We start from the raw sequence: 25,423 nt of genomic DNA on the forward strand, positions 1-25,423 counted from the left end.
GGCACCGTAGGTTACCGGTAGGTAGTGATGCCGGATACGGTTGGCGGTCCCGGATGATTTCCTCATGAAAATACGACGGGTGGGCGCGGCGGCGCTACTTATCGAATGCGCCGGCGGGGACGAGGTCGAGGCGTGGCGCGCTGAGCTGTGGCGACGCCGGGAGTCGGGCGAGCTGCACGTCGTCGAGATCGTGCCGGGTGCGCGTACCGTGCTGCTGGACGGCATTGCCCCTGGGACCGAGACCCTTCTTGCGGGTTGGGAGCCGGCGCCGGGCGAAGCCCGTGCCGAAGGCGAGCTGGTGGAGATCCCCACCGCGTTCGACGGCGCCGACCTGGAGTCCGTCGCCGAGCTCTGGCAGGTGGCGCCGGACCAGGCGGTGCAACGACTCGTCGACACCCCGCTGACCGTTGCTTTCTGCGGTTTCGCGCCCGGTTTCGCCTATCTGCGCGGCCTGCCGGAAGCCTGGGCGGTGCCCCGGCTGGCAACGCCCCGGCCCCGGGTGCCGGCCGGCGCGGTCGCGCTGGCCGGCGAATACGCCGGCATCTATCCCTCGGCCTCGCCGGGCGGGTGGCAGCTGGTCGGTCGCACGGACAAAAACCTCTTTGATGTACGCCGTGAGCACCCGGCCCTGCTCTCCCCGGGCACCCGGGTCCGGTTGGTGGCCTCATGATCACCGTGCTGCGGGCGGGACCGCTCACCACCGTGCAGGACCTGGGCCGGCCGGGCTACGCGCATCTCGGCGTGCCCCGATCCGGTGCGCTGGATCAGCCCGCGCTGATCCGCGCGAACCGACTTATCGGAAATGCGGCGGACGCGGCCGGGCTGGAAACCACTCTGATGGGTTGCCGATTGCGCTTCGAGGAGGCGGCCACGGTCGCGGTCACCGGAGCCTCGGCCACTCTCAAAGTGGACAAAGTGGAAGTGTCTGGGCCGGTGGTCGAGGTGCCGGCCGGGGCGGTTCTGGAGATCGGAAGGGCGACCCGGGGACTGCGGTCCTACCTGGCGGTGGCCGGCGGGATCGCGGTCGAGCCGGTGCTCGGGAGCCGGTCCACCGACACGCTCTCCGGGCTCGGTCCGGAGCGGCTGTCCGACGGGATGGTGCTGCCGATCGGAGCGGAGCCGGGTGGGGAACGCGCTGACCCGGGCGAGCCGGAACCGGACGGCGGGGAGCTGGAGCTCGATGTGCGACTCGGGCCGCGGGACGACTGGTTCGAAGTGGCGGGACTGTTCGCTCAGCCGTACCGAATCAGCCCGATGAGCAACCGCGTCGGTGCCCGGCTGGCCGGCACCGCCCTGACCCGCACCAAGGCCGGCGAACTGCCCTCCGAGGGCGTGGTCCTCGGTGCGGTGCAGGTGCCGGCGAACGGGGAGCCGATCATCTTCCTGGCCGATCACCCCACCACCGGCGGGTACCCGGTGATCGGCGTGGTCGAGGACGTGACGCCGCTCGCGCAGGCCCGCCCAGGGACTACCGTGAGGTTCCGTGAGCTCGATTGACCTGAACGCCGACCTGGGCGAAGGCTTCGGCGCCTGGCGCCTCGGCGACGACGATGCCCTACTCGACGTCGTGACCTCGGCAAACGTGGCATGCGGATTCCACGCCGGCGATCCGTCCACGATGCACCGGGTGTGCCGGCGGGCCGTCGCCAACGGCGTCGCGATCGGGGCGCAGGTCGGCTACCAGGATCTGGCTGGATTCGGGCGGCGCCGGATCGACTACGACCTGGACGAGCTGCGCGACGACATTCTGTACCAGATCGGCGCGCTGGAGGCGTTCTGTCGCGTTGCGGGGGACAAGGTCCGGTATGTGAAGCCGCACGGTGCCCTCTACAACACCGCGGCGGTCGACGAGCGGCAAGCGTCCGCCGTCGTCGCCGCGATCCTCGCCTACGACGCCGGCCTGCCGGTGCTCTGCCAGCCCGGATCGGTGCTGGCTGTGAGCGCGGTCGAGGCCGGGTTGACGGTGGTCGGGGAGGGCTTTGCGGACCGGGGTTATCTGCCGGACGGGCGGCTGGTTCCGCGTTCCCGTCCGGACGCGCTGGTCCACGAGCCGGACGCAGTGGTGAACCGGGTGGTGCGAATGGCCGTCGACGGCGAGGTCATCGCCGTCGACGGCACCGTGGTCGCCTGCCCGGTTCGGTCGATCTGCGTGCACGGCGACACGCCCGGGGCGGTCGAGCTGGCCCGCGCGGTACGCGCCGGCCTCGCGGCACGGCTGGCGGTCCGGCCGTTCGCGGATGGTCAGCCGGTCTGACCGATCCGGTCGACCACGGCGATCTTCTCGATCGACGTCTCGGTGGTGCCGAGCAGGCGATGGGTCCTCGGATCGAAGACCCAGAGCACCCGCTCGTCGTCGGTGCCCGGGCTGGCCCAGGCCACCCCGACGCCGTCGCGGCCGCGGCCGTCCCGGACGTCCTCGACGAGCCGGATGCCGTCGAACATCCCGATCGCCCGGTAGAGCGCGGCACGTTGCCCGGGCCGCATCCAGAACTCCCAGGAGAACGCCCCGATGTACTTGCCGATGCCGTCGAGATTCTCCTCGCCGGCCTCAGCACGGACGAATGCCTTGAGCCAGGCCGCCATCGCCTTCGGTTCAGCGGGCATGTCCGGCCGGTAGCGCCGTACTGGTTCGCAGCCGACCTCGGTCTTACCGTCGTCAGCCACGGTCCGCCCGTCCACACACCCCGGGTAGACCCGCCAGTCGCCCTTCTGGTCGCGGCCCTTGCTGTCGCGTTCGCCGTCGATCGACAACCAGCTTTCACTGCGACGGCCGTCCGGGTCGGTGGTTCGGATGTAGAGGTACTGGTCGTCGCGCGGAATCGTGTCCGCGGCCTGCCCGGCGACGATCGCAGCCTGATCCAGGAAGGCGGCCACCGGTGCCAGCTTCGGCGTGGGCGCCGTGGTGGCCGGAGGTGCGCTCGGTTCCGGCGCGGGTGCCCCGGGCAACGCCAGCACGGCGACGGCGGCGGCCGTCCCGGCGATCGCGGTCGTCCCGGCGAGCAGCCACCGGCCGGTCCGCCGCTTGCCCTCGCGGGGCGGTGCGATCTCGGCCAGCAGACGAGCGCGGGCCGGGGCGAGACGGTCGGCACCGGGCAGCGCGGTCTCCTCGCCCAGTTCCCGGGTCAACGTGATCTCATCCATGGCGTACCCCCTCATCGGTGCTGGTCAGTGGGTTGCGGCCGCCGAGCGCGGCACGCAGGGTGGTCCGGGCCCGGTGCAGGCGGGAACGCACTGTCCCGATCGGGATGTCGAGGGCGGCGGCGACCTGCTCGTAGGTCAGTTCCTCCTGGACGATCAGCAGGAACACGTCGCGATCGCCGTCGGTGAGGTCGGCGAGTGCCGAGGTGAGGGTGTCCCGCAGCGCGGTTGCGGTGACGTGCGCCGCCACCTGATCGGCGTGGCAGGTCGTGTCCGGTTCGGGTGGGACAGCCTGGTGCAGCCGCAGCCGGCGTACCTCGTCCCGGCGATGCTGGGCGACCAGATGTGTGGCGATGCCGTACAGCCAGGGCCGGGCGTCGCGTTGCTCCGGCCGGAACGTGGCACGCCGGCGGAACGCGGTCAGGAACGTCTCGGCGACCAGGTCATCGGCCTGCTGATCGCCGAGACGGCGGGCCAGATAGCGATGAATGTAGGGAGCATGTCGGTCGAACAACGCCGCGAAGTCGTCCAGCTCACTGCTCGGCATGTATTTCCTTCCCCCGCAGGCGACGGTGACAACTGTTATCCGTCACTCGCGGGGGGAAGGTTCACGCGTCCATACCTCGCAGGATCAGCGGCAACCGGCTCGGGCCGGCCGGGTCGATCACGATCGGCACACCCCAGTCCTGCCGGGTCAGGTGGCAGGCCCCGAACTCGGCGTCCACATCGCAGGTCGCGGCCTGCGCCACAACCTGAAGAACACCTTTCGGTACGTCGGGGTTGAGCCGGATCTTTCGCGACAAGTCGGTGGTGGTGCCTTCGCCTTCCAGCAGCAGCTCGGCCGGCGACGCCGACACGACCAGCCGCAACGGCGACCCGAACTGGCTGTCCAGCTTCTGCCCCGGCGCCGGCGTGAAGATGACGTCCAGGGTCACCTCGCCCGGTGCCAGATGCGACGGCGGGCGCTCGGTCTTGTGCCGCTCCCCGGACACGGTCTTCACGACGCCGGGAGCCAGCCGGGTCAGCCGGTGCGCGGCCGACTCCACCACGATGACCTCGCCGTTCGCGGTGACCAGGACGTCGCTCGGCTCGGCCAGACCGGAGTCCACCGTGGAGACGCTGTTCGCCGCCGGGTCGAAGCGACGGACCGCCCCGTTGTACGTGTCCGCGACCAGCACCGAACCGTCCGGCAGCGCGGCGACGCCGAGCGGGTGCTGGAACAGGGCCTCGGCGGCCGGGCCGTCCACGTGCCCGAAATCGAACAGGCCCTGACCGACCGCGGTGTGCAGGACGCCGTCCTCGACGTAGCGCAGGGCGGAAGTCTCACTGTCCGCGATCCAGAGCCGGTCGCCACCGACGCTCAGGCCGCTCGGCTGGGCCATCCAGACGTCCGGCAGCGGGCCGTCGCGCAGGGCCTCGACCGTGGTGCCGGCGTAGACGCCGACAGTGCGCTTGATCGGGTCGAACCACCACAGCTGGTGGATGCCGGCCATGGCGATGATGACCTTGTCGTCGTACCAGGCCAGATCCCACGGGGAGGAGAGGTCGGCGGCGAGCGCGTCGTGCGGGTGGCCGTCCACCGTGGAACGCCACGGCTTGCCGGAGCCGGCCACCAGGGTGATCTCGCCGGTCCCGGTGTTGATCGCCCGGAGCTGGTGGTTCACCGTGTCGGCGACGACCACGTCGTAGCCGACCAGCTCGGCGGTCTTCGCGGGCAACAGGGTCAGGCCCTGAGGCTCGCTGAACGGCTCACCTCGGACATCCTCTCCGAAACGGCGGATCAGAGTCTCGCCGTCGGCGGCCAGCTCGACGATCTGGTGGCGGGCCGAGTCGGAGACCAGCAGGTTGCCGTTCGGCAGCTCGATCGCCTTGCCGGGGAAACGGAGCAGGCCGTCCGGGGCGGGCGGTGGGACGTACGGGCCGTCGCCGCGGTGCAGGGTGCCGTCCGCCTCGTGCTTGACGATCAGCTCGTCGATCAGGCGGGACAAGCCCTCGGCGTGACCCTCGCCGGCCATCGACGCGACCAGGTAGCCGGTCGGGTCGACGACGGCCAGGGTGGGCCAGGCCTTCGCGGCGTACTGCTGCCAGAGATGCATGTCGCCGTCGTCGACGACCGGGTGGTGTACGCCGTACCGCTCCACGGCCGCGGCCAGCGCAACCGGGTCGCGCTCGTGCTCGAACTTCGGCGAATGCACGCCGATCACCACGAGCGCGTCGCCGTACTTCTCCTCCAGCGGACGCAGCTCGTCCAGGACGTGCAGGCAGTTGATGCAGCAGAACGTCCAGAAGTCCAGGATGAGGATCTTGCCCCGGAGGTCGGCCAGGGTGAGGGCCTTACCGCCGGTGTTCAGCCAGCCGCGACCCTTGAGTTCGGGCGCACGCACGCGAGAGTTCATGATCCCATTGTCTTCCAAGGGCCCGGTCCCGCTCGGTGCGGGACCGGGTTCACCGTCAGGCGTTCACCGTCAGGCGTTCGCCGTCAGGCGTTCGCTGTCAGGCGTTCGGCTTCAGGCACAGAACCTCGGTCCCGTCACCCTTCGGCACGACGATGTACGGCTGGGTCAGGTCGGCGCACTGCTCCTTGGCCGGAACGATCGACACCACCTGGAACGTGCCCGCCTCGGAACACTCGGCCACCACCGGGGTGTCGCCGTCGCGCTTGACACACTGGCCCTGCGCGACCTTGAACTCGTCGTCCCCGGAGATCAGGTAGACCAGGCCGAACACCAGGCCGAGCAGCAACGTGGCACCGAGCACGACGGCAAGCGTGACCGGCACGGTACGCACGTTCACCTTCGCCGGCGGCGGCGGTTCGCTGGTCTTGAACTGGTCGAACTTGCCCTGATCATCCGGGCCGGGCCAGCTGGTCGTGTCCTCCGGCCCGGGCGGGGTGACGGTGGCACGGGCCGCCGGGCTGTTCGGGTACGTGCCACCGGCCGGCGGGCTGCTCGGATAGGTGGCGCTGGTCGACCGTGGGTCCGGCTCACCGGGCATCGGCGGCAGTGCGGGCGCCGGCACATACGGCGACCCACCGCGCCCCGCGACGTCCGTGGTGTGCTCGTTGTACTGATCCGGCACGGCGCCGGCACCGGGGCCAGACCCGAGGCCACCCGGGGCGAAGTCCGCGTAGGGCGGCATGCCGGGCTGCCCCGGCTGCGCTGGCGACCCGAACGGCTGTCCCGGCTGCGCGGGCGAGCCGAAAGGCTGTCCCGGCTGCGCGGGCGATCCGAACGGCTGCCCAGGCTGCGCGGGCGATCCGAACGGCTGCCCAGGCTGCGCCGGTGAGCCGGGCGGACCATACGGCGTCGCACCGGCGCCGGGGAACTGCGGCGAACCCGGCATCGAGTACGGCCCACTGCTGCCCGGTCCACTGCCGCCTGGCCCGCTGCTGCCCGGTGCGTTGCTGCCCGGCCCGTTGCTGCCCGGTCCACCCGGGGCTTCCGGCGGGGTCACTCGTGCACTGGCCGTTGCGCGGGCAGTAGCCCGGGCCGGCGACTGCGGCGCGACACCGGGAGCGTCTCCGGGAATCGGCGCGGAGCCGAAACTCGCAGTGCCGTTCGGCCCGTCCCCCTGCTGGCCGGACCCGTCACCGTGCTGCCCCGGGAATCCCGGCCCATTCCCGAACTGGCCGGGAAGGTTGGGCCGGTCGCCCTGCTGGCCGGGGAAGTTCGGCCGGTCGCCGTGCTGACCTGGGAAGCCGGATCCGTCGCCCTGCTGACTCGGGAATCCCGGCCCGTCACCCTGCTGCCCAGGGAAGTTGGGCCGGTCGCCGTGCTGAGCCGGGAATCCCGGCCCGTCTCCCTGCTGGCCAGGGAAGTTGGGCCGGTCGCCGTGCTGAGCCGGGAACGCGGGCCCGTCGCCCTGCTGGCCAGGGAAGTTCGGCCGGTCGCCCTGGGAACCCGGGAAGGGGCTGCCGAAACCGCCGCTCGGCTCCTCGCCGGGCCGGGGCCCGAAGGGATTGCCCGACCCGTCACCAGATCGAGTGCCGAACGGGCTGTTAGCTTCTTCGCCCGGCCGCGGGCCGAAGGGGCTGTTCGCGTCTTCGCCGGGCCGCGGGCCGAACGAGCCGGCTTCATCGCCGGGTCGCGGGCCGAAGGGGCTGTTCGCTTCTCCGCCGGGACGCGGGCCGAAGGGGTTGTTCGTCTCCGACCGCGAGGCGTAAGGGCTGCCCTCATCCTCGCGCTGCGGAGCAGGGAAGCCGTAGGTGCCGGCACGCTGGTCGCTGCCGCGCTGTGCGGACTCACCCTGCGGATACGCCGAGCCGGGCCGCTGGTCGTCCTCCCGCCGGGCAGGCGGGAACGGGATGCCGGTCAGGCCACCGTGCCCGGGCCGGTCGTCGTTCGACCGGCCGGCCGCGAAACCGGCCTGCTCGTCATCCTGCGGCGCGGCGGGGAATCCGCCGGAGGCATCGCGTTGCGCCCCCGGGTACCCGTCCGACCCATCCCGCTGCGACCCCGGAATGCTGCCAGCGTCACGCTGGGAACCGGGGAAATTGCTGCCGGGGTCCTGCTGGGAGCCCGGGAAGCTGGCGTCCCGTTGGGTTCCCGGGAAGCCGGCCGCAGCATCACGTTCCGGTGCAGCGAACCCGCCAGACGCATCACGTTGTGCAGAGGCAGCGAACCCGCCAGACGCATCGCGTTGTGCGGACGCAGCGAATCCGCCGGAAGCGTCGCGCTGCGCGGAGGCGGGGAATCCGCCTGAAGGGTCGCGCTGCGCGGAGGCGGGGAATCCGCCTGAAGGGTCGCGCTGCGGGGTGGTGGAGAAGCCGCCGGAGGGCTGCTCGTCTCCGGAGCGGGCGAGAGTCTCCTCGGCGCCGTCGGTTCCGTCGGTGGGGCTCGGCCGTCCGTAGACCCGGGCCTGCGGGGTGGGCGCGGCCGGCGGTGGCAATTCTGCTCCGTCACCCGGAGGAGTGACGCGGACGCCCGGGACCGAAGCGCTGGCGGTCACCGGGCGCGCGGAGCCGACGGCCGGACGCTCTGCCGGGTCGCGCGGTTGCGGGACGCCGCCGCCGGAGGTGGGCTCCGGGAGGCTGCCACCGGTACCTAGTGCGGCGCCGGGCACACGCTGCGGGAAGCCGGAACCGCCGGCTGGTGACTCGCCGCCCTGCGCAGCGGCCGGTGCGTCCGGCTCGGACTGCTGGCCGAACCGCTCGGACTGCCCGAACGAGCCCGCCGCTCCGGGACGGTCGAAGGCCGGCTGCCCGAAGCGATCTGAAGAACCAGCCCGATCGACCGACTGGCCGAAGGAAGCGGACGAATCGGGACGATCGGCCTGGCCGAAGACGGCCTGGCCAGACGCCGGCTGCCCGGAAGCGGGCTGGCCGAAAGCAGCCTGCTCGGAGGCGGGTTGGCCAAACGCGGGCTGACCGGAAGCAGGCTGGCCAAAACCGGGCTGCTCGGAGGCGGGCCGGCCAAAGGCAGGCTGCGCAGAAGCGGGTTGGCCAAAAGTAGATTGCCCGGAGGCAGGCTCACCGAAGGCAGGCTGCCCGGAGGCGGGCTGGCCAAAAGCGGGCTGCCCGGAAGCAGGCTCACCGAAGGCAGGCTGTCCGGAGGCGGGCTGGCCAAAAGCAGGCTGGCCGGAAGCGGGTTCGCCGAAGGCAGGTTGCCTGGAGGCGGGCTGGCCGTAGGTGGGCTGGCCGGAAGCCGGCTGCGGCGAGTCGCCGAACGGCTGCTGGCTGCGGATCGGCAGGTCCAGGCCGGGCGGCGGGTTGCCGGCGTCGGCGCCGGGGCCGGCCGGGGCGCGCAGCGGGAAGCCGCCGCTGTCGCCGCGGCGGGACGGGAAGGTGTCGGGCACCTGGCCGTTTTCGCCGGCGCGGGCATTCTGTTCGAGCCAGCTGTTCTGCGCGGGGCCGGCCTCGGAACGGCTCGGCGCGTCGGGCAGGTCGGAAAGGCTGGCGCCGGGAACGCGAACGGGCTGGTCACCGAAGGCGGAGAAGCCTGGCGTACGAGTGCCGAACTCGTCCGCCGGCGTGGTGGCGCCCGGCGTGCGGGTCGGGAGACCGCTCGAGCCGTTGCTCGCCGGAACCGGCTCGGAACGGATGAACGGATTGTCCGGCTGGCCTGCCGGCGAAGCCGGTACGGAAGCGGCCCGGCCCGGCGGCGGGAAGCTCGCGGGCCCGAACGGGTTACTGCCGCCAGAATTGTCCGGAGAAGCCGATCCGGAAGCACCCGGAGCCCACGGAGAATGCGCAGGCTGGCCACCAGCGGGGTCGGCGTCGAACGGCGAGGACGGGCGGAACGAGGCAGCCGCGGAACCGCCGCCATAGGGCGAAGCTGAACCGGGGACCGATGCTGAACCAGGGACCGACGCTGAACCAGGGACCGAGGCCGAACCGGGGACCGAAGCCGCGCCGGAGACAGAGGCGGAGCCGGCGGCCGAGCCGGGCACCGAGGCGGCGCCGGAAACGGACGAGGAACCGTAGGACGAACCGGCAGCGGACCCCGAATTACCAGGGGCAACCGACCCGTACGGCGAGGCGTCCTCCGGCTGCGGCGCCCGGGCCGAACCGTAGGGGGTGCCGCTGGGAGCCGGCCCGGCGCCGAAGGTGGAGACGGCCGGGACGACAAACGGCGAGCCGCCGTTCGGAGCTTGTTGCGGAGGCGGACCGTACGAGGTGGGGAAGCCCTCGGCGGGGGGCGGGGCGGACGCCCGGCCCGAAAGTCGCTGACCCTCGGCGTCGGGCGGGAAGTTGCCCGACGCGGGTCCGCCCGACGTGGCCTCGGCCGGCTGCCCGGCGTGGTGCCCCTCGGACGTCATACGCGCCTCCTCATCGATGCGGCCGTGCCAGCTTTGCACGGACGCGACCCCACCGGCGACCTTCCGCCGTCGAGGCCGTGCCAGCTTTCCGGCCAGGCCGTGCTGGGGCCGTAACCGCTGAACCCCTGGTCACCCGCCCCGACCGGCCGTGCCGGTTTGGGGACCGTGCCCAACCGTACCGGGCGCGCGCGGCAGGAGGAATCCCGGTGTACGCCCCGGAGGGACGAGTGCCCGATCTTCACGAGTGGCGTCCGACACGAAACGGCCCGCCCGGGTGATCCGGGCGGGCCGTCTGTTGTTCGGTGTCCTCACTGCGGCCTTTCGCCGGGCCGAATGAAGACTCAGTACGGTCGCCGCTGGGCGAAGACCGCGATCTCGTCTCGCAACGCCTGCGTGGGCGCCGACTCCCAGGCCTTGCTGATGGCCCGGTTCTCCCGGCTGATCATCCGACGCCGACGGATCCGATCGATCATGCTCATGGCAGTGCTCTCCCCCCGGCTCGTCACCGGTCTGTCTGATGACGAGCGTCGCCGGCCCGCTTGTGGCGGTCGCCTTCGGCGCACGTCCTGGTGATGACCCAAGTATGCGCTTCTGCTAAGGCATTGAACAAATTATTAGGGGGTGAGCTGGGTCATCTGCCTAAGGATCGAAGGTCAACCGCCGATCAAGCCGAATGACCCTAGGTCCATGACAGTATTGCCGCCTCCGGGTCGGTCAGGAACGCGCCGATGTCACGCAGGAACTTGGACCCCAGCTCGCCATCGATGATCCGGTGGTCGAAGGAGAGGGCCAGCGTGGTCACCTGGCGAACCTTGATCTTGCCCTTGTGCACCCACGGCGTCGGCCGGATCGCGCCGAATGCCAGGATCGCCGACTCGCCCGGGGGCAGGATCGGCGTGCCGGTGTCCACCCCGAAGACGCCCACGTTGGTGATCGACAGGGTGCCGCCGGCCATGTCGGCGGGCGGGGTCTTCCCCGATTTCGCCGTCCTGACCAGCGTGTTCAGGGCCTCGGCCAGCTCCCGCAGGGTGAGCCGGCCGGCGTCCTTGACGTTCGGGACGATCAGGCCGCGCTCGGTCGCCGCGGCGATGCCGAGGTTCACGTACTCCTTCACGACGATCTCGTTCGTCGCTCCGGACCACGTCGAGTTGACCATCGGGTGCCGCTGCACCGCGAGCAGCACCGCCTTCGCCACCAGCAGCAGCGGGGAGACCCGCAGCTCGGCGAACTCCGCCCGGGCCTTCAGCTTGTCGAGGGCCTTCATCGACCGGGTCACGTCCACGGTCAGGAACTCCGTGACGTGCGGTGCGGTGAACGCCGACGCGACCATGTTCTCCGCGGTCAGCTTCCGCACGCCCTTGACCGGGATGCGCTGCTCGCGCGAGGCATCGAAAGTCGCGGCGGCCGGGGTCGGGGCGGGCTGGGCAACGGCATTTTGTACGTCGTCACGCGTCACCGACCCGAGCGGCCCAGTGCCGGTGACCGTGGTCAGGTCGACCCCGAGATCCCGGGCCAGCTTGCGGACCGGCGGCTTGGCTAGCACCGGACCGGACCGGGTGGTGACCGGCGCGGTGGCGGAAGGCGTCGCGACGACCGGGGCCGGGGGCTCGGGCGCCGGGGTGACGGGCTCGGCCGTTGCACCGGTGGCGGCGGAAGGCGTAGGCGTACCGATGCGGGGTCTTCTCTTGGCGCTGGTGGTGCGCGGACCGTAACCGACCAGCACTGCCGTGCGCCCGCCGGGCGCCGGCCCGCCGATGACGCCGGGCTCGACCGGCTCCTCGGGGGCGGCCGTCGTCACCGCCGTGAGGGAGTCCTCGGAGGGCGGCAGAGGGCCCGCGCCCGGGTCGGTGTCGATCGTGAACAGCGGTTTGCCGACCTCGACCACGGTTCCGGCCTCGGCGTGGATCTGGGTGACCACGCCGGCCCACTTGGCCGGGAGCTCCACCGCCGACTTGGCGGTCTCCACCTCGACGATGGGCTGGTTCAGCTCGACGGTGTCGCCGACCTTCACCAGCCAGGCCAGAACCTCACCCTCGGTGAGTCCCTCGGCGAGGTCGGGCAGGTTGAACACCTTGATCCGGGACATCGGCGTCACCAGCCGAAGGCGCGGTCGACGGCGTCCAGCACCCGGTCGAGATCAGGAAGGTATTCCTCCTCGACGCGGGCAGCCGGGTACGGCGTGTCGTAACCGGTCACCCGCAGCACCGGCGCCTCGAGCGAGTAGAAACACTCCTCGGTCACCCGCGCGGCGATCTCCGCGCCCAGGCCCAGGTTGCCCGGCGCCTCGTGCACGACCACGGCCCGACCGGTACGCCGGACCGACTCGAAGACCGGCGCCAAATCCAGCGGCGACAGCGTCCGCAGGTCGATGACCTCCAGATTCCGTCCGTCCTCGGTGGCCGCCTGAGCCGCTTCCACGGCGGTCCGGACCATCGGCCCGTACGCCAGGATCGTCGCGTCCGTGCCCGGCCGGACCACCCGGCTGGCGTGCAGCGGCTCGGCCGCGGACAGCGGCGTGTCCAGCTCGACCTCGCCCTTCTCGTGGTAGCGCCGCTTCGGTTCGAAGAACACGACCGGGTCGTCCGAGGCGATCGCCTGCCGGATCATCGTGTACGCGTCCTGCGGCGAGCTGCACGCCACCACCTTGAGGCCGGCGGTGTGCGCGAAGTAGGCCTCGGGCGACTCGGAGTGGTGCTCGACCGCGCCGATGCCCCCGCCGAACGGGATGCGGATGACCATCGGGATCGTCAGCCGGCCCTGCGAGCGGTAGTGCATCTTGGCGACCTGCGACACGATCTGGTCGTAGGCGGGGTAGACGAAGCCGTCGAACTGGATCTCGCAGACCGGCCGGTATCCGCGGATGGCCAGGCCGACCGCGGTGCCGATGATGCCCGACTCGGCGAGCGGCGTGTCGATCACCCGGTTCTCGCCGAAGTCCTTCTGCAGGCCGTCGGTGATCCGGAAGACGCCGCCCAGCTTGCCGACGTCCTCGCCCATGATGACGACCTTCGCGTCGTCCTCGAGGGCGCGGCGCAGGCCGCGGTTGAGCGCCTTGCCCATGGTCAGGGTCTCGGTGGCCATCAGTGTGCGCTCCCCTCGAACGAGTCCAGGTACTTCGCCATGCCGTCGCGTTGCGCCTCCAGATGGGGGGAGCCGTTGGGATAGACGTTGTCGAAGAGGCTCAGCGGTTTCGGGTCGGGCATCTCGAGCACCCGCTCGCGCAGGTTGAGGGCCACCTCGTTGGCCTGGGCGTCGACCTCGGCGAAGAACGACTCGTCGGCGATGGTCTGCTTGCCGAGGAACGCGCGGAGCCGGGCGATCGGGTCCTTGGCCTTCCACGACTCGACCTCGCTGGCGATCCGGTACCGCGTGGGGTCGTCGGTCGTGGTGTGCGCGCCCATCCGGTAGGTGTAGGCCTCGACCAGGGTCGGTCCCTCGCCGTTGCGGGCGCGGTCCAGCGCGTGGCGGGTCACCGCGTACGACGCGAGGACGTCGTTGCCGTCCACCCGGACGCCGGGGAAGCCGAAGCCGGCCGCCCGCTGGTAGAGCGGGATCCGGGTCTGCCGCTCCAGTGGCTCGGAGATCGCGTACTGGTTGTTCTGGCAGAAGAACACGAGCGGGGCGTTGAAGACGGCGGACCAGATGAAGGCCTCGTTCACGTCGCCCTGCGAGGACGCGCCGTCACCGAAGTAGGCGATCACTGCCTCGCCGTCGTCGGAGCCGGTCCTGCCGTCCATGTTGACGCCCATCGCGTACCCGGTCGCGTGCAGGGTCTGCGCCCCGATCACGATCGTGTACATGTTGACCTTGAATTCGTTCGGATCCCAGGCGCCCTGGTCGACGCCGCGGAACAGGCCGAACGGCATGATCGGGTCGATGCCGCGGCAGTAGAGGACGCCGTGCTCCCGGTAGGTCGGGAAGGCCATGTCCTGTGTCCGCAGCGCGCGGCCGGAGCCGACCTGCGCCGCCTCCTGGCCCAGCAGGCTGGCCCAGATGCCGAGCTCGCCCTGCCGCTGCAACGCGGTGGCCTCGGCGTCCAGACGCCGGACGGTCACCATGTCCCGGTACAGACCCCGGTATTCCTCGTCCGTGAAGTCGACCGAGTACGTCGTGCCGTCAGCGGTGGTGACGCTGTCGACGTGGTCTCCGTCGGGGGTCAGCAGTTGGACGAAGCCGCCGGCCGGAACGTCACTCCCGGCACCGCTTTCGCCTTTCGCCATCCGTGTCTCCTGATTCGTCTCTTCGCCCGCGGCGGGTGTCTCCCGGCCGCGCGGCTGAACCGCGGGGTTGCCGCGCCTGGCCCGGGTGGGGTTGCCGCGCGGTTTACACCGGCTCTCGCCGGGACGGCCCGCCGTGCCCCGCTGGTTGGCGGAAGGCGACGGCGGCGGTGCCGTCGAACCCATCCTGACAGAGGGAGTGACCGTGATTACAGACTGCGTGGATCACGAAAACAGATTTCTGTCGACGCATCGTTAAGGGTATTTGTCCGATTTAGCTGTTTTATGCACACACGAGGGCGCGAACGGTCCGGCTGCGCCGCTGCCGATCCGCCAATGCGTCGTTCACCTCTTCGACCGAGACGGATCCGAGTTGACCTTTCTTTGGGGAGTCCCGCGTGCCGTACCCGCCCGATGACGACGGTCTCGTGCCGCCTCTGAAGGTGCTTCGCAAGCGCCTGAACGGGGTGTACCGCGAAGATCTGGGCTTCTCCGGGCCGACCCGCCGTTACGTGCTCATGGTCGCGCTGCTGGTGGGTCTGGCCTCGGTGCCCACCCTCGCCGTGATCACCGCCGGCTCCAACGAGATCAACGGCCGGGAGGGGCCCGGCGCGATGGACGCACCGTTTCTTCCGCCGCCGGTCATCGGCCCGATCCGGCCCTCACCCTCGGTTTCTCCGTCACCCTCCGGCCGGCCCGACGCGACAGATAAAGATCATTCAGAGGGGTACGCGGATGGCGCACCGAAGTTGTCCGAGCCGAAAAGGTGGCGCCCGCGTTCGGTTTCAGTGCCGAAAAAACGGGCAAACTCGACTAATGGTAAAAAGATCAAGACGCGTTCCACGGGTGGTCGCTCCGAGCCGGCGAAGTCGCCGCGTCGGCCGGTAGTGCCAGATCGGCCGACCGTGCCAGATCGGCAGAAAGTGCCGGGTCTGCCGGTCGTACCGGGTCTGCCGGTCGTGCCGGAGGACGTCGATGTGTCACGGCCGAAGCCGCCCGCCGACCTGCCGACGATCCCTGACCTGCCGGAAGTGCCGTCCGATGAGGACGACCATCCGTCCGGCCGGCACGGTGAGCCGGATGAACCCGACGAACCCGACGATCCGCATCCCGGACGGCGCCGCCCCTGCGAGGACGTCGCGGTCTCGGAGCCCTGGTCCCGCCGACGGGCGGCCGTCACCACGCTCGACGGCGCCCTCCACAAACCACACAGCCGGAGGTCAGCAGTGACCGAACGCCCGCACAACATCCGAGCCGCCCGCATCCTCGAGCAGAGCTACGCGTCCGGTGGCGGCAACATCCGCCGCTCGATGTCCGAGCCGCGCTCCGAGGAGCACCGCACCACCAACCGGCCCTATCGCGGTCAGCACCGGGCCGAGAACGACGAGGGAAACCGCAGCTCCCGCGTCGGCCGGCACCACGCCGACCCCCGCTGAGCCGCGGCCCGGTCAGTCGTCGCGGTCGGCTTCCAGCCAGGCGTCTGAGCCGCGGCCCGGTCAGTCGTCGCGGTTGGCTTCCAGCCAGGCGTCGATCGCGGCGTTGTCGTTGGGGTCGACGCCCTCGGCGATCAACTGGGCGACGGCGGCCGTGGCCGCGCTGCGCCGCTCGCCGGTCGTGTACAGCCGGGCGAACTCCGGGATCAGCTCCTCCACCGCGGCCTCGGTCTCGGCGACGGCGGCCTCCGGTAGGCCACGACGACGTGTCGCGTACGCCGACCAGGCCCGCACCACCCGTGGCAGCATGGCGGCGTCGTCCATGTCCAGCACCGCCCGCCGATGCACCCAGTCCAGCAGGAACAGCCCGGCGACCGTCGGGCTCCAGCGCAGCAGATCGGCGCCCGGCAGGGTGGCCGCGTGATCCATGATCAGGCTGAGGCAGAAGCTGAGCGAGGCGTCGTCCTCCCCGGCCAGCCCGAACCGGGTCGCCTCCGGCGCGGCCAGGAAGTCGCGGGTCAGATCCGCGGCGTCCGGTCCGGCCGGCTCGGTCAGCGGCGGGGTGGTGACCGCCGGCAGCAGCGCCAGGCGGGCGGCGGCGAGCGCCCGATCGGTGGCCAGCGACCCGTCCGCGGGCAGATCCCCGAGCTCGTCGGTGACCTCCAGGTGCCGGCCCACCTCGTCGCGCAGCCGGCCGGGGTCCTCGGTGCGGAACCAGATCAGCTCGTCGCCGGCACAGATCGCGCGGACCTGCTTCAGCAGGACACCGGCGGAGGCGGCGACGAAGACGTCCTTGGTGATGCCGATGTTGTGGTCGACCAGGGCCACCACCGCGTGCTCCGGGCCGCCGTCCACTGTGTCGTCGTAGGCGAACGTGACGAGGTAGGAGGTCTGGTCGCCGTACACGTCGCCGTAGGCGAAGCAGCCGGTCGGCCGGACCCGCCCCAACTGGCTGACCCAGGACGGCGACTGCGGGTCGTGGCCCACCTCGGACGCGCCGTCGGCATCCGGGACCAGCGCGGCGAAGACCTCCCGGATGGTGGCCGCCTCGGGCGTGCCGGGCCGGTCGGTTGCGGTCAGGAAGCGGCCGACGAAGTCACGGACGGCCTCGGCGCGGTCCTCGGACGCGACCGAGTACACACTGCCGAGCAGCGCGGCGCCCAGCATCTCGGCGTCGAGGGCACAGCCCAGCTTGGTGACGTCGCGGGCCGCGTGCAGCACTGCCTCGTACGCGGTCGGGGATGCCGGCATGCCGCGAGCGTACGCCCGCGGCACCGCCTCGACCTACTCCGAACGCACCACGCCGAGGGCTTCCCTCGCCTGGGCGTACGCGTTCAGCACGTCACGGACCGGCGAGACCACATACCCACGGCCCACCTCGGTGATCGCCGCCCGCAGCCGTTGCTCGGCCCGCCGCCGGGCCCGCCGGGCACCCGCCTCGACGAGCGGTTTCAGCAGCAGCCAGAGCAACAGGCCGGCCAGGAGCCCGCCGAGGAGCAGCAGAGTGGGCAGCGAAACCGCGCCGACCTCGGGGTAATCGATCTCGGGCAGGCCGAGGGCGCGCAGCGCGTACCCCACGATCAACGCGGCCAGACCGGCCCCCGCCGCGGCGACGAAAAGCCATTGCAGCAGACCGACCGCCCGCCACCAGAGTGGTCGGCGATCCATCCCGAGATCGGTCTTGGCGACCGCCCGGTCCAGCGCGTCCGGCAGGTCGTCGGACCGCGACCGGGCGGCCGTGTTGATCGCCGGTGTCCAGATCTCCGGCAGCGGCGCCGCGGCCCGGGTGGCGACCGCACGGACCGACAGGCCCACCGCCGACTTCTGCGCGGCATCGGCAGCCGGCACCGACGTACGCGGAACGATGTCCGTGGACACCGCATCGGTCTCCGTCTTCTCGCCCAGGTGCAGGCGGCGCAACGGGTCGGGCCGCAGCCGGCGCAGTCCCCGCACCAGCGGCCACCCGGTCGCCGCCGCGGCCCGGTGCCGGTACGCCCCCGCCGTGGCATCGGCGACCGCGGGCACCCCGGCCGAGGCTGCGAGCGAGTCGGCGAGCTGCCGGACCGTCGTACGGTCAACCTCGTCCTCGGCGGCCGGCGGCCCGATCATGGCGGCCAGCTCCTCACTGACCGAGTCCAGATCGGCGGCGAGCCGGCGCAGCGCGGCCTGCCGGTCGGCGACCGTCTTCTCCAGCGAGTCCCGCAGGTCGCTGAGCATCCCCGGCTGTTTCGCCGAGGTGGCCAGCACCGGCGTGCCGGACAGGCCGTCCTCGTCGAGCAGCCGGGTCAGGTCGTTGAGGACCACCTCGGTGTCGCCGGGGCTGAGCCGGTCGGCCTGGTTCAGCACCACGATGGTCACCCCGGCGTGCGCGCTGAACTGCGACAGGTACGCCTGGTGCAGGATCCGGTCGCCGTACTTCTGCGGGTCGACCACCCAGACGATCTGGTCGACCAGGCCGAGCAGCCGGTCCACCTCGAGCCGGTGCGTGCGTTCCACCGAGTCGAAGTCCGGCAGGTCGAGCAGAACCAGCCCGCGCAGCGCCGCCTCGTCGTCGCCGTCCAGCGCGCTCTCCCGGACGAACCGCTGCCGCGGCAGCACCCCGACCCAGTCCAGCAGCCGGTTTGCCGGTTCCAGCGGACCCCACACGCAGGCGTGCGCGGTGCCCGTCGTGGGCCGCCGCACCCCCACCTGGGAGAGCTTGAACCGCGCGAGCGCGTTGAACAGGCTCGACTTGCCACTGCCGGTACTGCCGGCGAGCGCCACCACGGTGTGCTCCAGGGACAGCGACAGCCGGTTGCCGGCCCGCTCCACCAGGGTGTGCGCGGCGACCAGCTCGCTGTCCGGCAGGTACGGCCCGACCGCACGCAGGAAACGGGACAGTGCTTCGAGCCGTCGCGTCAGGTCGCCGGCGTCCACCCGGTCCTGGTCTCCGACAGCGGACAAGGCCTTCTCCACCAGACTCATGACCCCGATCCGGTCAACGCAAGTTCCTTCCGAGCTGTCTCGACCTCACCGGCGGCCTGGCGCAGCAGACCACCCGGCTCCACCTCAAGGCGTACCGTGCTGGTCCGCTCGGTGAACCGGGCGGCCTCGGTCTCGAGCAGCTCGTCCACCCGGGCGAGCAACTCGGTCCGGGCCCGCGCGGCGAGGGTCCGGATCGCCTGGTCCCCGAAGACCGCCTCGAGCACCTTCTGCGCGGCGACCGCGCTACCGGCGCCGGCCGCGACCTCCAGGCCGGTCGGGATGAACGCGGTGGTGGTGAACACGGCGATCATGACCGCGAGCCCGGCGCCGTTCACCGCGTACGCCGCGCCGCGTGCGACGGTCCGCTTGTCCGCGGCTTCCCGCCGGACCAGGTCGAGCACCCACTGCTGCCAGTCGCGGACCAGCCGGTCGGCGCGTTGCGGCAGGTCGGCGGAGGCATGCTGCAGGTCGGGGAGCAGCAGACCGGCGCCGGCCGGGTGCGCGTGCCAAGCCGAGTACGCCTGCTCGGCCGCGTCCGCCGCGACCCCGCGCAGCAGTGTGACCAGCTGGGACTCCATCGCGATCTGAAGGTTGCGACCCGGAGCCGGCCGGCCGATGAGCGCGGCCACCAACCGGTCCCGCAGGTGCCCCACCCGCGACTCCAGGCTGCGCAGGAACTCGCCGGTGCCGATGAACTCCTGCCAGCGGGCCAGCACCTCACCGCGGAGCAGCCGGCCGTCCTGCAAGCCCTCCTCGGTGGTCCGCCGAGCGTTCCGGTACGCCGCCTCGACCCGCTCGTCCAGGTGCTGTGCCGTGCGGATCTGCTCGTCGGCGGCGTCGGCCAGCCCGTTCAGTGCGGGCGCGAGCGCGCCGAGCGCACCGTCCAGCGTCTGCCGGACCACCGCCGAGCGGGCGTTCGCGTCCACCGCGAGCTTGGCGAACCACAGCCGCATCGGCCCGATCGCCGCGTCCGGCAGCAGCCCACGATCGTCCAGCTCGGTCTCCGGCAGCACGAAGAGCGGCGCGGCGCCGAGGTCGTGCGCGGTGAGCATCTCGCCGAGATGCGCGGAGACCTCGGCGGCCGCGTCGACCGGCACCCGGTCCAGCACGAGCGCGATCACGGTGCCGCGGAGCCGGGCCGTCTTGAGCAGTTCCCAGGGGACGGCGTCCGCGTACCGCGCCGCGGTGGTGACGAAGAGCCACAGGTCCGCAGCGGCCAGCAGTTGCGCCGCGAGCTTGCGGTTGTGGTCCACCACCGAGTCGACGTCCGGTGCGTCGAGCAGGGCCAGACCGGGACCGATGGTCGGGGCGGGCACGACCTGGAGCGCGTTCGGATCGGTGCTCGGCTCGCCGGTCCGGGTGAGGCCGGGCAGCAGGCCGCCGCGCCCGAACCAGCCCACGTCGTCCGGGTGGGTCACCAGCACCGGGGAGCGGGTGGTCGGGCGGAGCACGCCGGCGCTGCTCACCGGCGCCTGAACCAGGCTGTTGACCAGGGTCGACTTCCCTGCCCCGGTGGAGCCGCCGACCACTACGAGCAGGGGGGCGTCGAGCCGGGCGAGGCGGGGTAGCAGGTAGTCGTCGACCTGGGCGTGCAGGGCCGCGCCGACCTTTCGGGCCTCCTCCGCGGAGGGCAGCACCAACGGATACGAGACAGCACCGAGCGCGGCGCGCAGCCGGCTGAGGGCGGTTGCGAGCCGGCTGACAGCGGGTGGGGGCTCCACTGGCCGGGGACTGTTCTGCTCGTTCACCGGACGGGTCCGTCCCATCCCCGTACGCTCTGATGGGCCACTTTCGGCCACGTTGACCTGGTCTTTCTCATCCGATACGGCGGGGACGGCGGATAGGGCCGACGGTCCGACCGCGTCTCCGTGCGTCATCACGGATTTTGCTTCGGTTTTCCGCGGCGGGGTTGGCCCAGTCACGCGTAAAGCGTGCACGATCTATGCATCCAGGACAACGGGTCCCGGTATGCCGTGACCGGACAGGTATGTAGGTGATTTTGGCACCAGCTGCCTCAGGCGCCGACTTGCGTCCCTCTGACTCAACTTCGATTTGACGATGTGCGCGCCCGTGGCATCATTGAGTCCGTTCCACTCAACCCTGTAGTAAGTGAAGCGAGGAACACCATGGCACGTGCGGTCGGCATCGACCTCGGCACCACGAACTCCTGCGTCAGCGTTCTGGAAGGAGGCGAGCCCACCGTCATCGCCAACGCGGAGGGCTCACGGACGACACCGTCGATCGTCGCCTTCGCCCGCAACGGCGAGGTGCTCGTCGGTGAGGTCGCCAAGCGTCAGGCGGTGACGAACCCCGACCGGACCATTCGCTCGGTGAAGCGGGAGATCGGCACCAACTGGTCGATGGACATCGACGGTAAGAAGTACACCCCGCAGGAGATCTCCGCGCGGGTGCTGATGAAGCTCAAGCGCGACGCCGAGGCCTACCTGGGTGAGCAGATCACCGACGCGGTCATCACCGTCCCGGCGTACTTCAACGACGCGCAGCGCACCGCCACCAAGGAGGCGGGCGAGATCGCGGGTCTGAACGTCCTGCGGATCGTGAACGAGCCCACCGCCGCCGCCCTGGCGTACGGGCTGGACAAGGGCTCCAAGGAGCAGACCGTCCTGGTCTTCGACCTCGGCGGCGGCACCTTCGACGTCTCCCTGCTCGAGCTCGGTGACGGCGTCATCGAGGTGAAGTCGACCTCCGGTGACAACCACCTGGGCGGCGACGACTGGGACCAGCGGATCATCGACCACCTGGTCAAGACCTTCCGTGGCGAGCACGGCATCGACCTGTCCCAGGACAAGATGGCCCTGCAGCGTCTGCGTGAGGCCGCGGAGAAGGCGAAGATCGAGCTCTCCGCCGCCACCACCACCAGCATCAACCTGCCGTACATCACGGCCGGCGCGAACGGTCCGCTGCACCTGGACACCTCGCTGAGCCGGGCCGAGTTCCAGCGCATGACGCAGGACCTGCTCGACCGCTGCAAGGGCCCGTTCGAGTCCGCGATCAAGGACGCCGACGTCAAGCTCTCCGACATCGACCACGTCATCCTGGTCGGCGGCTCGACGCGGATGCCCGCGGTCACCGAGCTGGTCAACAACCTGATCGGCCGCGAGCCGAACAAGGGCGTCAACCCGGACGAGGTCGTCGCCGTCGGCGCCGCGCTGCAGGCCGGTGTGCTCAAGGGCGAGGTCAAGGACGTCCTGCTGCTCGATGTCACCCCGCTGTCGCTGGGCATCGAGACCAAGGGCGGCATCATGCACAAGCTGGTGGAGCGCAACACCACCATCCCGGCGCACCGCTCCGAGGTCTACACCACGGCGGACGACAACCAGCCCTCCGTGCTGATCCAGGTCTACCAGGGTGAGCGCGAGATGGCGGCGTACAACAAGAAGCTCGGCACCTTCGAGCTCAGCGGTATCGCGCCGGCCCCGCGCGGCGTGCCGCAGATCGAGGTCTCCTTCGACATCGACGCGAACGGCATCGTGCACGTGTCCGCCAAGGACCTGGGCACGGGCAAGGAGCAGAAGATGACGATCACCGGCGGCTCGGCGCTGCCGAAGGACGACATCGAGCGGATGATGCGCGACGCGCAGGACCACGCGGACGAGGACAAGAAGCGCCGCGAGGACGCGGAGACCCGCAACCTGGCCGAGCAGCTGCAGTGGCAGACCGAGAAGTTCCTGGCGGAGAGCGGCGACAAGCTCCCCGAGGACAGCAAGAACAAGATCGGCGAGGCGCTCGGCGAGCTGCGTGGCGCGCTCGGCGGCACGGACATCGAGAAGATCAAGTCGGCGCACGAGCGGCTGTCCCAGGTCTCCCAGGAGGCCGGTTCGCTGCTCTACGCGCAGGGCGGCGAGGCTCCGCAGGCCGGCCCGGGCGCCGGTGAGCCGGGCGGCGCGCCCGGTGGCGCTCCTGGCGCTGGTCCGGCCGCCGGCGGGGACGACGTCGTCGACGCCGAGATCGTGGAGGACGACAAGAAGTGAGTGCCCGGGACGACGAGAACGACGGTCCGGTGACCGAGCGGGAAGTCATCCAGGGAGAGATCGATTCGATGTCCGAGGAGACTTCCGAGGAGGAGCCGGTGAAGCCGGTCGGCGCACACCGCGCCCCCGACGAGGAGGAAGAGGCCCCGGTGAGCGAGGGGAAGTCCGGCCTCGGTGCCGAGCTCACCGCGCTGCGGAGCGAGCTCGACGAGCGGACCCACGACCTGCAGCGGGTGACCGCGGAGTATGCGAACTACCGCAAGCGGGTGGATCGCGACCGGGGTGCGGCGGCCGAGCAGACCACCGGCGCGGTGCTCACCGCACTGCTGCCGGTGCTCGACGACATCGACCGGGCGCGCGAGCACGGCGACCTGGTCGGCCCGTTCGCCTCGGTCGCGGAACAGCTCACCGCGGTGACCGGGAAGCTGGGGCTGGTCGCGTTCGGCGAGAAGGGCGACCCCTTCGACCCGAATCGGCATGAGGCGGTCGCGCACCAGACGTCCGCGGACGTCACCGAGCCGACCTGCGTCGAGGTGATGCGTCGCGGCTACACGCTGGGCGAGCGGCTGCTGCGCCCGGCGATGGTCGCGGTCGCCGATCCGGAGTGAATCTGGTGATCATGTCCCGCCCGCCGGTTCGCCGGCGGGCGGGACAGTACCCACAGTCGAGGAGGAGGTGGACTGAATGAGCTCGAAGGACTGGCTCGAGAAGGACTTCTACGCCGTGCTGGGCGTGACCAAGTCCGCCTCACCCGACGAGATCAAGAAGGCGTACCGGAAGCTCGCCCGGGACCTGCATCCCGACCGCAACCCTGGCAACAAGGAGGCGGAGGAGAAGTTCAAGGCGGCGTCCGAGGCCTACGACGTGCTCGCCGACGACAAGAAGCGCAAAGAGTACGACGAGATGCGCTCGCTCTTCGGCTCGGGCGCGTTCCGTCGTGGCGCGCGTACCGGTGGGGGCGCCCAGTTCGACCCGTCGGACCTGTTCGGCGGGTTCTCCGGGGCGGGCGGCGCCGCGGGCGCCGACCGCCGGTTCGGCGGCAGCGGCTTCTCCGACATCTTCAGCTCGATCTTCTCCGGTGGTGGCGGGGGAGCCGGGCCGGCGACGCGACGCGGACCGCAGCGCGGCCGCGACGTCGAGACCGAGGTGACGCTGGACTTCGCCCAGGCGGTACGCGGCACCACCCTGCCGCTCACCCTGCGGACCCCCGGTGCCTGTGACACCTGCCGGGGTTCCGGCGCCAAGCCGGGAACCACCCCGCGGGCCTGCGCGAAATGCCAGGGCACCGGCCTGATCTCCAGCAACCAGGGCTCGTTCAGCTTCTCCGAGCCGTGCCGGGACTGCCAGGGCTCCGGCAGCATCGTGGACGAGAAGTGCCCGGAGTGCCGGGGCACCGGCGGGGTCACCAAGACCCGGACGATCAACGTGCGTTTCCCGGCCGGGGTGGCCGACGGCCAGCGGATCCGGCTCAGCGGCCGGGGCGAGCCGGGCGACCGCGGCGGACCGGCCGGCGACCTGTACGTGCAGGTCAAGGTGCGGCCCGACGACCTCTTCGGGCGCAGCGGCGACGACCTCACGCTGACCGTGCCGATCAGCATGGCCGAGGCGGTGCTCGGCGCCGACCTGCGGGTGCCCACCCTGGACAGCCCGGTCACGCTGCGGGTCCCACCGGGTACGCCGAGCGGCCGCAAACTGCGGGCCCGGGGCAAGGGTGTGGTCCGCAAGGAGGGGCAGGCGGGTGACCTGATCGTCACCGTCGAGGTACAGATCCCGGCCGGCGTGACCGGCGAGGCCCGGGACGCGTTGGAGAAGTTCGCGAAGCTCACCCCGCCGCCGGCGCGGGACCGGCTCGAGGCGCGGGTGCGCAAAGCCGCTGGTTAGGACCATCTGGGGAGGTGGCACATGTATGAAGAGATCAGCATCTCGGTGGAACAGGCCTCCGACGCGAAGGTCCTGATCATCTCGGTGGCAGCCCGGTTGGCCGGGATGCACCCGCAGACTCTCCGGCAGTACGACCGGCTCGGACTGGTGCAGCCGGGCCGGGCCGGTGGTGGCGGCCGGCGGTACAGCGAGCGCGACGTCGCGCTGCTCCGGGAGGTGCAGCGGCTCAGCCAGGAGGACGGCGTCAACCTGGCCGGCATCAAGCGCATCATCGGCCTGGAGCAGCTGGTCGGCGACCTGCAGCAGCGGGTGGCCGAGCTGGAGCATCAGCTCGACGAGGCGTACTCACGGATGGCCCAGATGGAAGCGATGCGCAATCCGTACGCCGGACGCGACCTGGTGCGCCAGGAGACCCACTCGACGGCATTGGTCGTCTGGCGGCCGCGCCGCTCTCCGGACAAGTAGACAAAAAGTAACGGCGGCCCTCTCTCGGGAAGGGCCGCCGTTACAACTCGTAGTGACCGTCTGGACACCCAGCGTGGTCAGCGTCGGTTGAAGAGACCGAGCCGCCGCGGGTGGCGGACCAGGCCGCCCTCCATCCAGTCGTGGTGATCGTAAAGTTCCGGCCGGGTCAGGAGGACCCGGCAGTTGTGCGCCCAGATCTGCATCGGCTCGTCGCCGACCTCCTCGGCGCGCTCCACGAACTTCTTGAGCCGGCGCTTGCGCTGGCTGCTCGCGTTCTGGCGCACGCCGTCGGCGGCGTAGATGTACATGCAGTGCTGCGCGAAACGCCGCGCCGGGCACTGCCGGTCCATGGCCAGCTCGAACAGCGTCGGGCCCAGGACATCGCCGGCGATCAACAGGTCCCAGTTCTTCGGCATCGTGTGCAGGGGGACCGATTCGGGGTTGTATGCCCAGGACTGCAGCTCATCCGGCCGGGGATCCACGGGATTGCCGAATCCGAGGAATGTCGCTTCTCGCACGCTCACGCAGCCGCCTCACTCCACCGTTCACAGCTTGCGCCCGGCTCCTAACGCCGGTC

At 71.1% G+C, this 25,423-nt stretch carries 20 protein-coding genes; 8 read left to right on the forward strand and 12 right to left on the reverse strand.

The features are described from left to right. Positions 1-64 precede the first annotated feature (64 nt). From OHA21_RS39870 to OHA21_RS39880, 3 genes are read left to right on the forward strand one after another with little or no spacing between them, the layout of a single operon-like run. Positions 65-670, forward strand: a complete 606-nt coding sequence (locus tag OHA21_RS39870; protein ID WP_328464133.1) for a 5-oxoprolinase subunit B family protein — start codon at positions 65-67, stop codon at positions 668-670. Beyond that, the gene (locus tag OHA21_RS39875) at positions 667-1,497 is read left to right on the forward strand and encodes a biotin-dependent carboxyltransferase family protein (protein WP_328464135.1); all 831 of its coding nucleotides are present in this window, start codon (positions 667-669) and stop codon (positions 1,495-1,497) included. The genes OHA21_RS39870 and OHA21_RS39875 overlap by 4 nt, the downstream gene beginning before the upstream one ends. Then, positions 1,493-2,254: a LamB/YcsF family protein gene (locus OHA21_RS39880; protein WP_328478833.1), complete on the forward strand. Its 762-nt coding sequence runs from the start codon at positions 1,493-1,495 to the stop codon at positions 2,252-2,254. The genes OHA21_RS39875 and OHA21_RS39880 overlap by 5 nt, the downstream gene beginning before the upstream one ends. On the opposite strand, the gene OHA21_RS39885 is transcribed toward OHA21_RS39880, so the two are convergent. The 8 genes from OHA21_RS39885 to pdhA all read right to left on the reverse strand — a co-directional run bounded on the left by OHA21_RS39885 (position 2,242) and on the right by pdhA (position 14,114). Then, on the reverse strand, positions 2,242-3,141 hold the full coding sequence (locus OHA21_RS39885; RefSeq protein WP_328464137.1) for a CU044_5270 family protein: 900 nt from the start codon (positions 3,139-3,141) through the stop codon (positions 2,242-2,244). The genes OHA21_RS39880 and OHA21_RS39885 overlap by 13 nt on opposite strands. Continuing rightward, the gene (locus OHA21_RS39890; RefSeq protein WP_328464139.1) at positions 3,134-3,685 is read right to left on the reverse strand and encodes an RNA polymerase sigma factor; all 552 of its coding nucleotides are present in this window, start codon (positions 3,683-3,685) and stop codon (positions 3,134-3,136) included. Before OHA21_RS39890 ends, OHA21_RS39885 begins: the two co-directional genes overlap by 8 nt. A 61-nt stretch (positions 3,686-3,746) precedes the next feature. After that, positions 3,747-5,534 carry an NHL domain-containing thioredoxin family protein gene (locus OHA21_RS39895; RefSeq protein ID WP_328464141.1) on the reverse strand — a complete coding sequence of 596 codons (1,788 nt, stop codon included), beginning with the start codon at positions 5,532-5,534 and terminating at the stop codon, positions 3,747-3,749. Positions 5,535-5,631: 97 nt separating this feature from the next. Then, positions 5,632-9,894, reverse strand: coding sequence for a hypothetical protein (locus OHA21_RS39900; RefSeq protein ID WP_328464143.1), 4,263 nt, complete (start codon positions 9,892-9,894; stop codon positions 5,632-5,634). A 341-nt stretch (positions 9,895-10,235) separates the two neighbouring features. Beyond that, a complete protein-coding gene (locus OHA21_RS39905; RefSeq protein ID WP_328464145.1) occupies positions 10,236-10,373 on the reverse strand; it encodes a hypothetical protein in 138 nt (45 codons plus the stop codon). A 200-nt stretch (positions 10,374-10,573) separates the two neighbouring features. Beyond that, positions 10,574-11,980, reverse strand: coding sequence for a dihydrolipoamide acetyltransferase family protein (locus OHA21_RS39910; RefSeq protein WP_328464147.1), 1,407 nt, complete (start codon positions 11,978-11,980; stop codon positions 10,574-10,576). Between the two features lie 5 nt (positions 11,981-11,985). Further along, entirely contained in the window at positions 11,986-12,975 is a 990-nt protein-coding gene (locus OHA21_RS39915) for an alpha-ketoacid dehydrogenase subunit beta (protein ID WP_328464149.1), read from the reverse strand. Next, positions 12,975-14,114 (reverse strand): pyruvate dehydrogenase (acetyl-transferring) E1 component subunit alpha, encoded by a 1,140-nt coding sequence (gene pdhA, locus OHA21_RS39920; RefSeq protein ID WP_328464151.1) that lies wholly within the window; start codon positions 14,112-14,114, stop codon positions 12,975-12,977. Before pdhA ends, OHA21_RS39915 begins: the two co-directional genes overlap by 1 nt. Before the next feature lie 395 nt (positions 14,115-14,509). Between pdhA and OHA21_RS39925 the strand changes: the two genes are divergently transcribed. Continuing rightward, positions 14,510-15,547, forward strand: coding sequence for a hypothetical protein (locus OHA21_RS39925; protein ID WP_328464153.1), 1,038 nt, complete (start codon positions 14,510-14,512; stop codon positions 15,545-15,547). A 60-nt stretch (positions 15,548-15,607) separates the two neighbouring features. Here the strand turns inward: OHA21_RS39925 and OHA21_RS39930 are convergent, their stop codons facing one another. Genes OHA21_RS39930 through OHA21_RS39940 form a run of 3 tightly spaced genes read right to left on the reverse strand, consistent with a single transcriptional unit; the run spans position 15,608 to position 20,274 of the window. Then, positions 15,608-16,795 (reverse strand): hypothetical protein, encoded by a 1,188-nt coding sequence (locus OHA21_RS39930; RefSeq protein WP_328464155.1) that lies wholly within the window; start codon positions 16,793-16,795, stop codon positions 15,608-15,610. Positions 16,796-16,828: 33 nt separating this feature from the next. Next, on the reverse strand, positions 16,829-18,508 hold the full coding sequence (locus OHA21_RS39935) for a GTPase family protein (RefSeq protein WP_328464157.1): 1,680 nt from the start codon (positions 18,506-18,508) through the stop codon (positions 16,829-16,831). Beyond that, positions 18,505-20,274: an ABC transporter gene (locus OHA21_RS39940; RefSeq protein WP_328464159.1), complete on the reverse strand. Its 1,770-nt coding sequence runs from the start codon at positions 20,272-20,274 to the stop codon at positions 18,505-18,507. Before OHA21_RS39940 ends, OHA21_RS39935 begins: the two co-directional genes overlap by 4 nt. Before the next feature lie 360 nt (positions 20,275-20,634). Between OHA21_RS39940 and dnaK the strand changes: the two genes are divergently transcribed. The 4 genes from dnaK to OHA21_RS39960 all read left to right on the forward strand — a co-directional run bounded on the left by dnaK (position 20,635) and on the right by OHA21_RS39960 (position 24,846). Then, entirely contained in the window at positions 20,635-22,500 is a 1,866-nt protein-coding gene (dnaK, locus tag OHA21_RS39945; protein ID WP_328464161.1) for a molecular chaperone DnaK, read from the forward strand. Next, positions 22,497-23,108 carry a nucleotide exchange factor GrpE gene (gene grpE, locus OHA21_RS39950; RefSeq protein WP_328464163.1) on the forward strand — a complete coding sequence of 204 codons (612 nt, stop codon included), beginning with the start codon at positions 22,497-22,499 and terminating at the stop codon, positions 23,106-23,108. Before dnaK ends, grpE begins: the two co-directional genes overlap by 4 nt. A 76-nt stretch (positions 23,109-23,184) precedes the next feature. Beyond that, positions 23,185-24,381, forward strand: coding sequence for a molecular chaperone DnaJ (gene dnaJ / locus OHA21_RS39955; protein ID WP_328464165.1), 1,197 nt, complete (start codon positions 23,185-23,187; stop codon positions 24,379-24,381). A 21-nt stretch (positions 24,382-24,402) separates the two neighbouring features. Beyond that, positions 24,403-24,846: a heat shock protein transcriptional repressor HspR gene (locus OHA21_RS39960; protein WP_328464167.1), complete on the forward strand. Its 444-nt coding sequence runs from the start codon at positions 24,403-24,405 to the stop codon at positions 24,844-24,846. 77 nt (positions 24,847-24,923) lie between these two features. On the opposite strand, the gene OHA21_RS39965 is transcribed toward OHA21_RS39960, so the two are convergent. Continuing rightward, complete coding sequence (locus OHA21_RS39965) at positions 24,924-25,370, reverse strand: hypothetical protein (protein ID WP_328464169.1); 447 nt, start codon at positions 25,368-25,370, stop codon at positions 24,924-24,926. Positions 25,371-25,423: the final 53 nt, after the last annotated feature.

Origin of the sequence: Actinoplanes sp. NBC_00393 (genome assembly GCF_036053395.1) — a bacterium.
GTDB lineage: Bacteria > Actinomycetota > Actinomycetes > Mycobacteriales > Micromonosporaceae > Actinoplanes.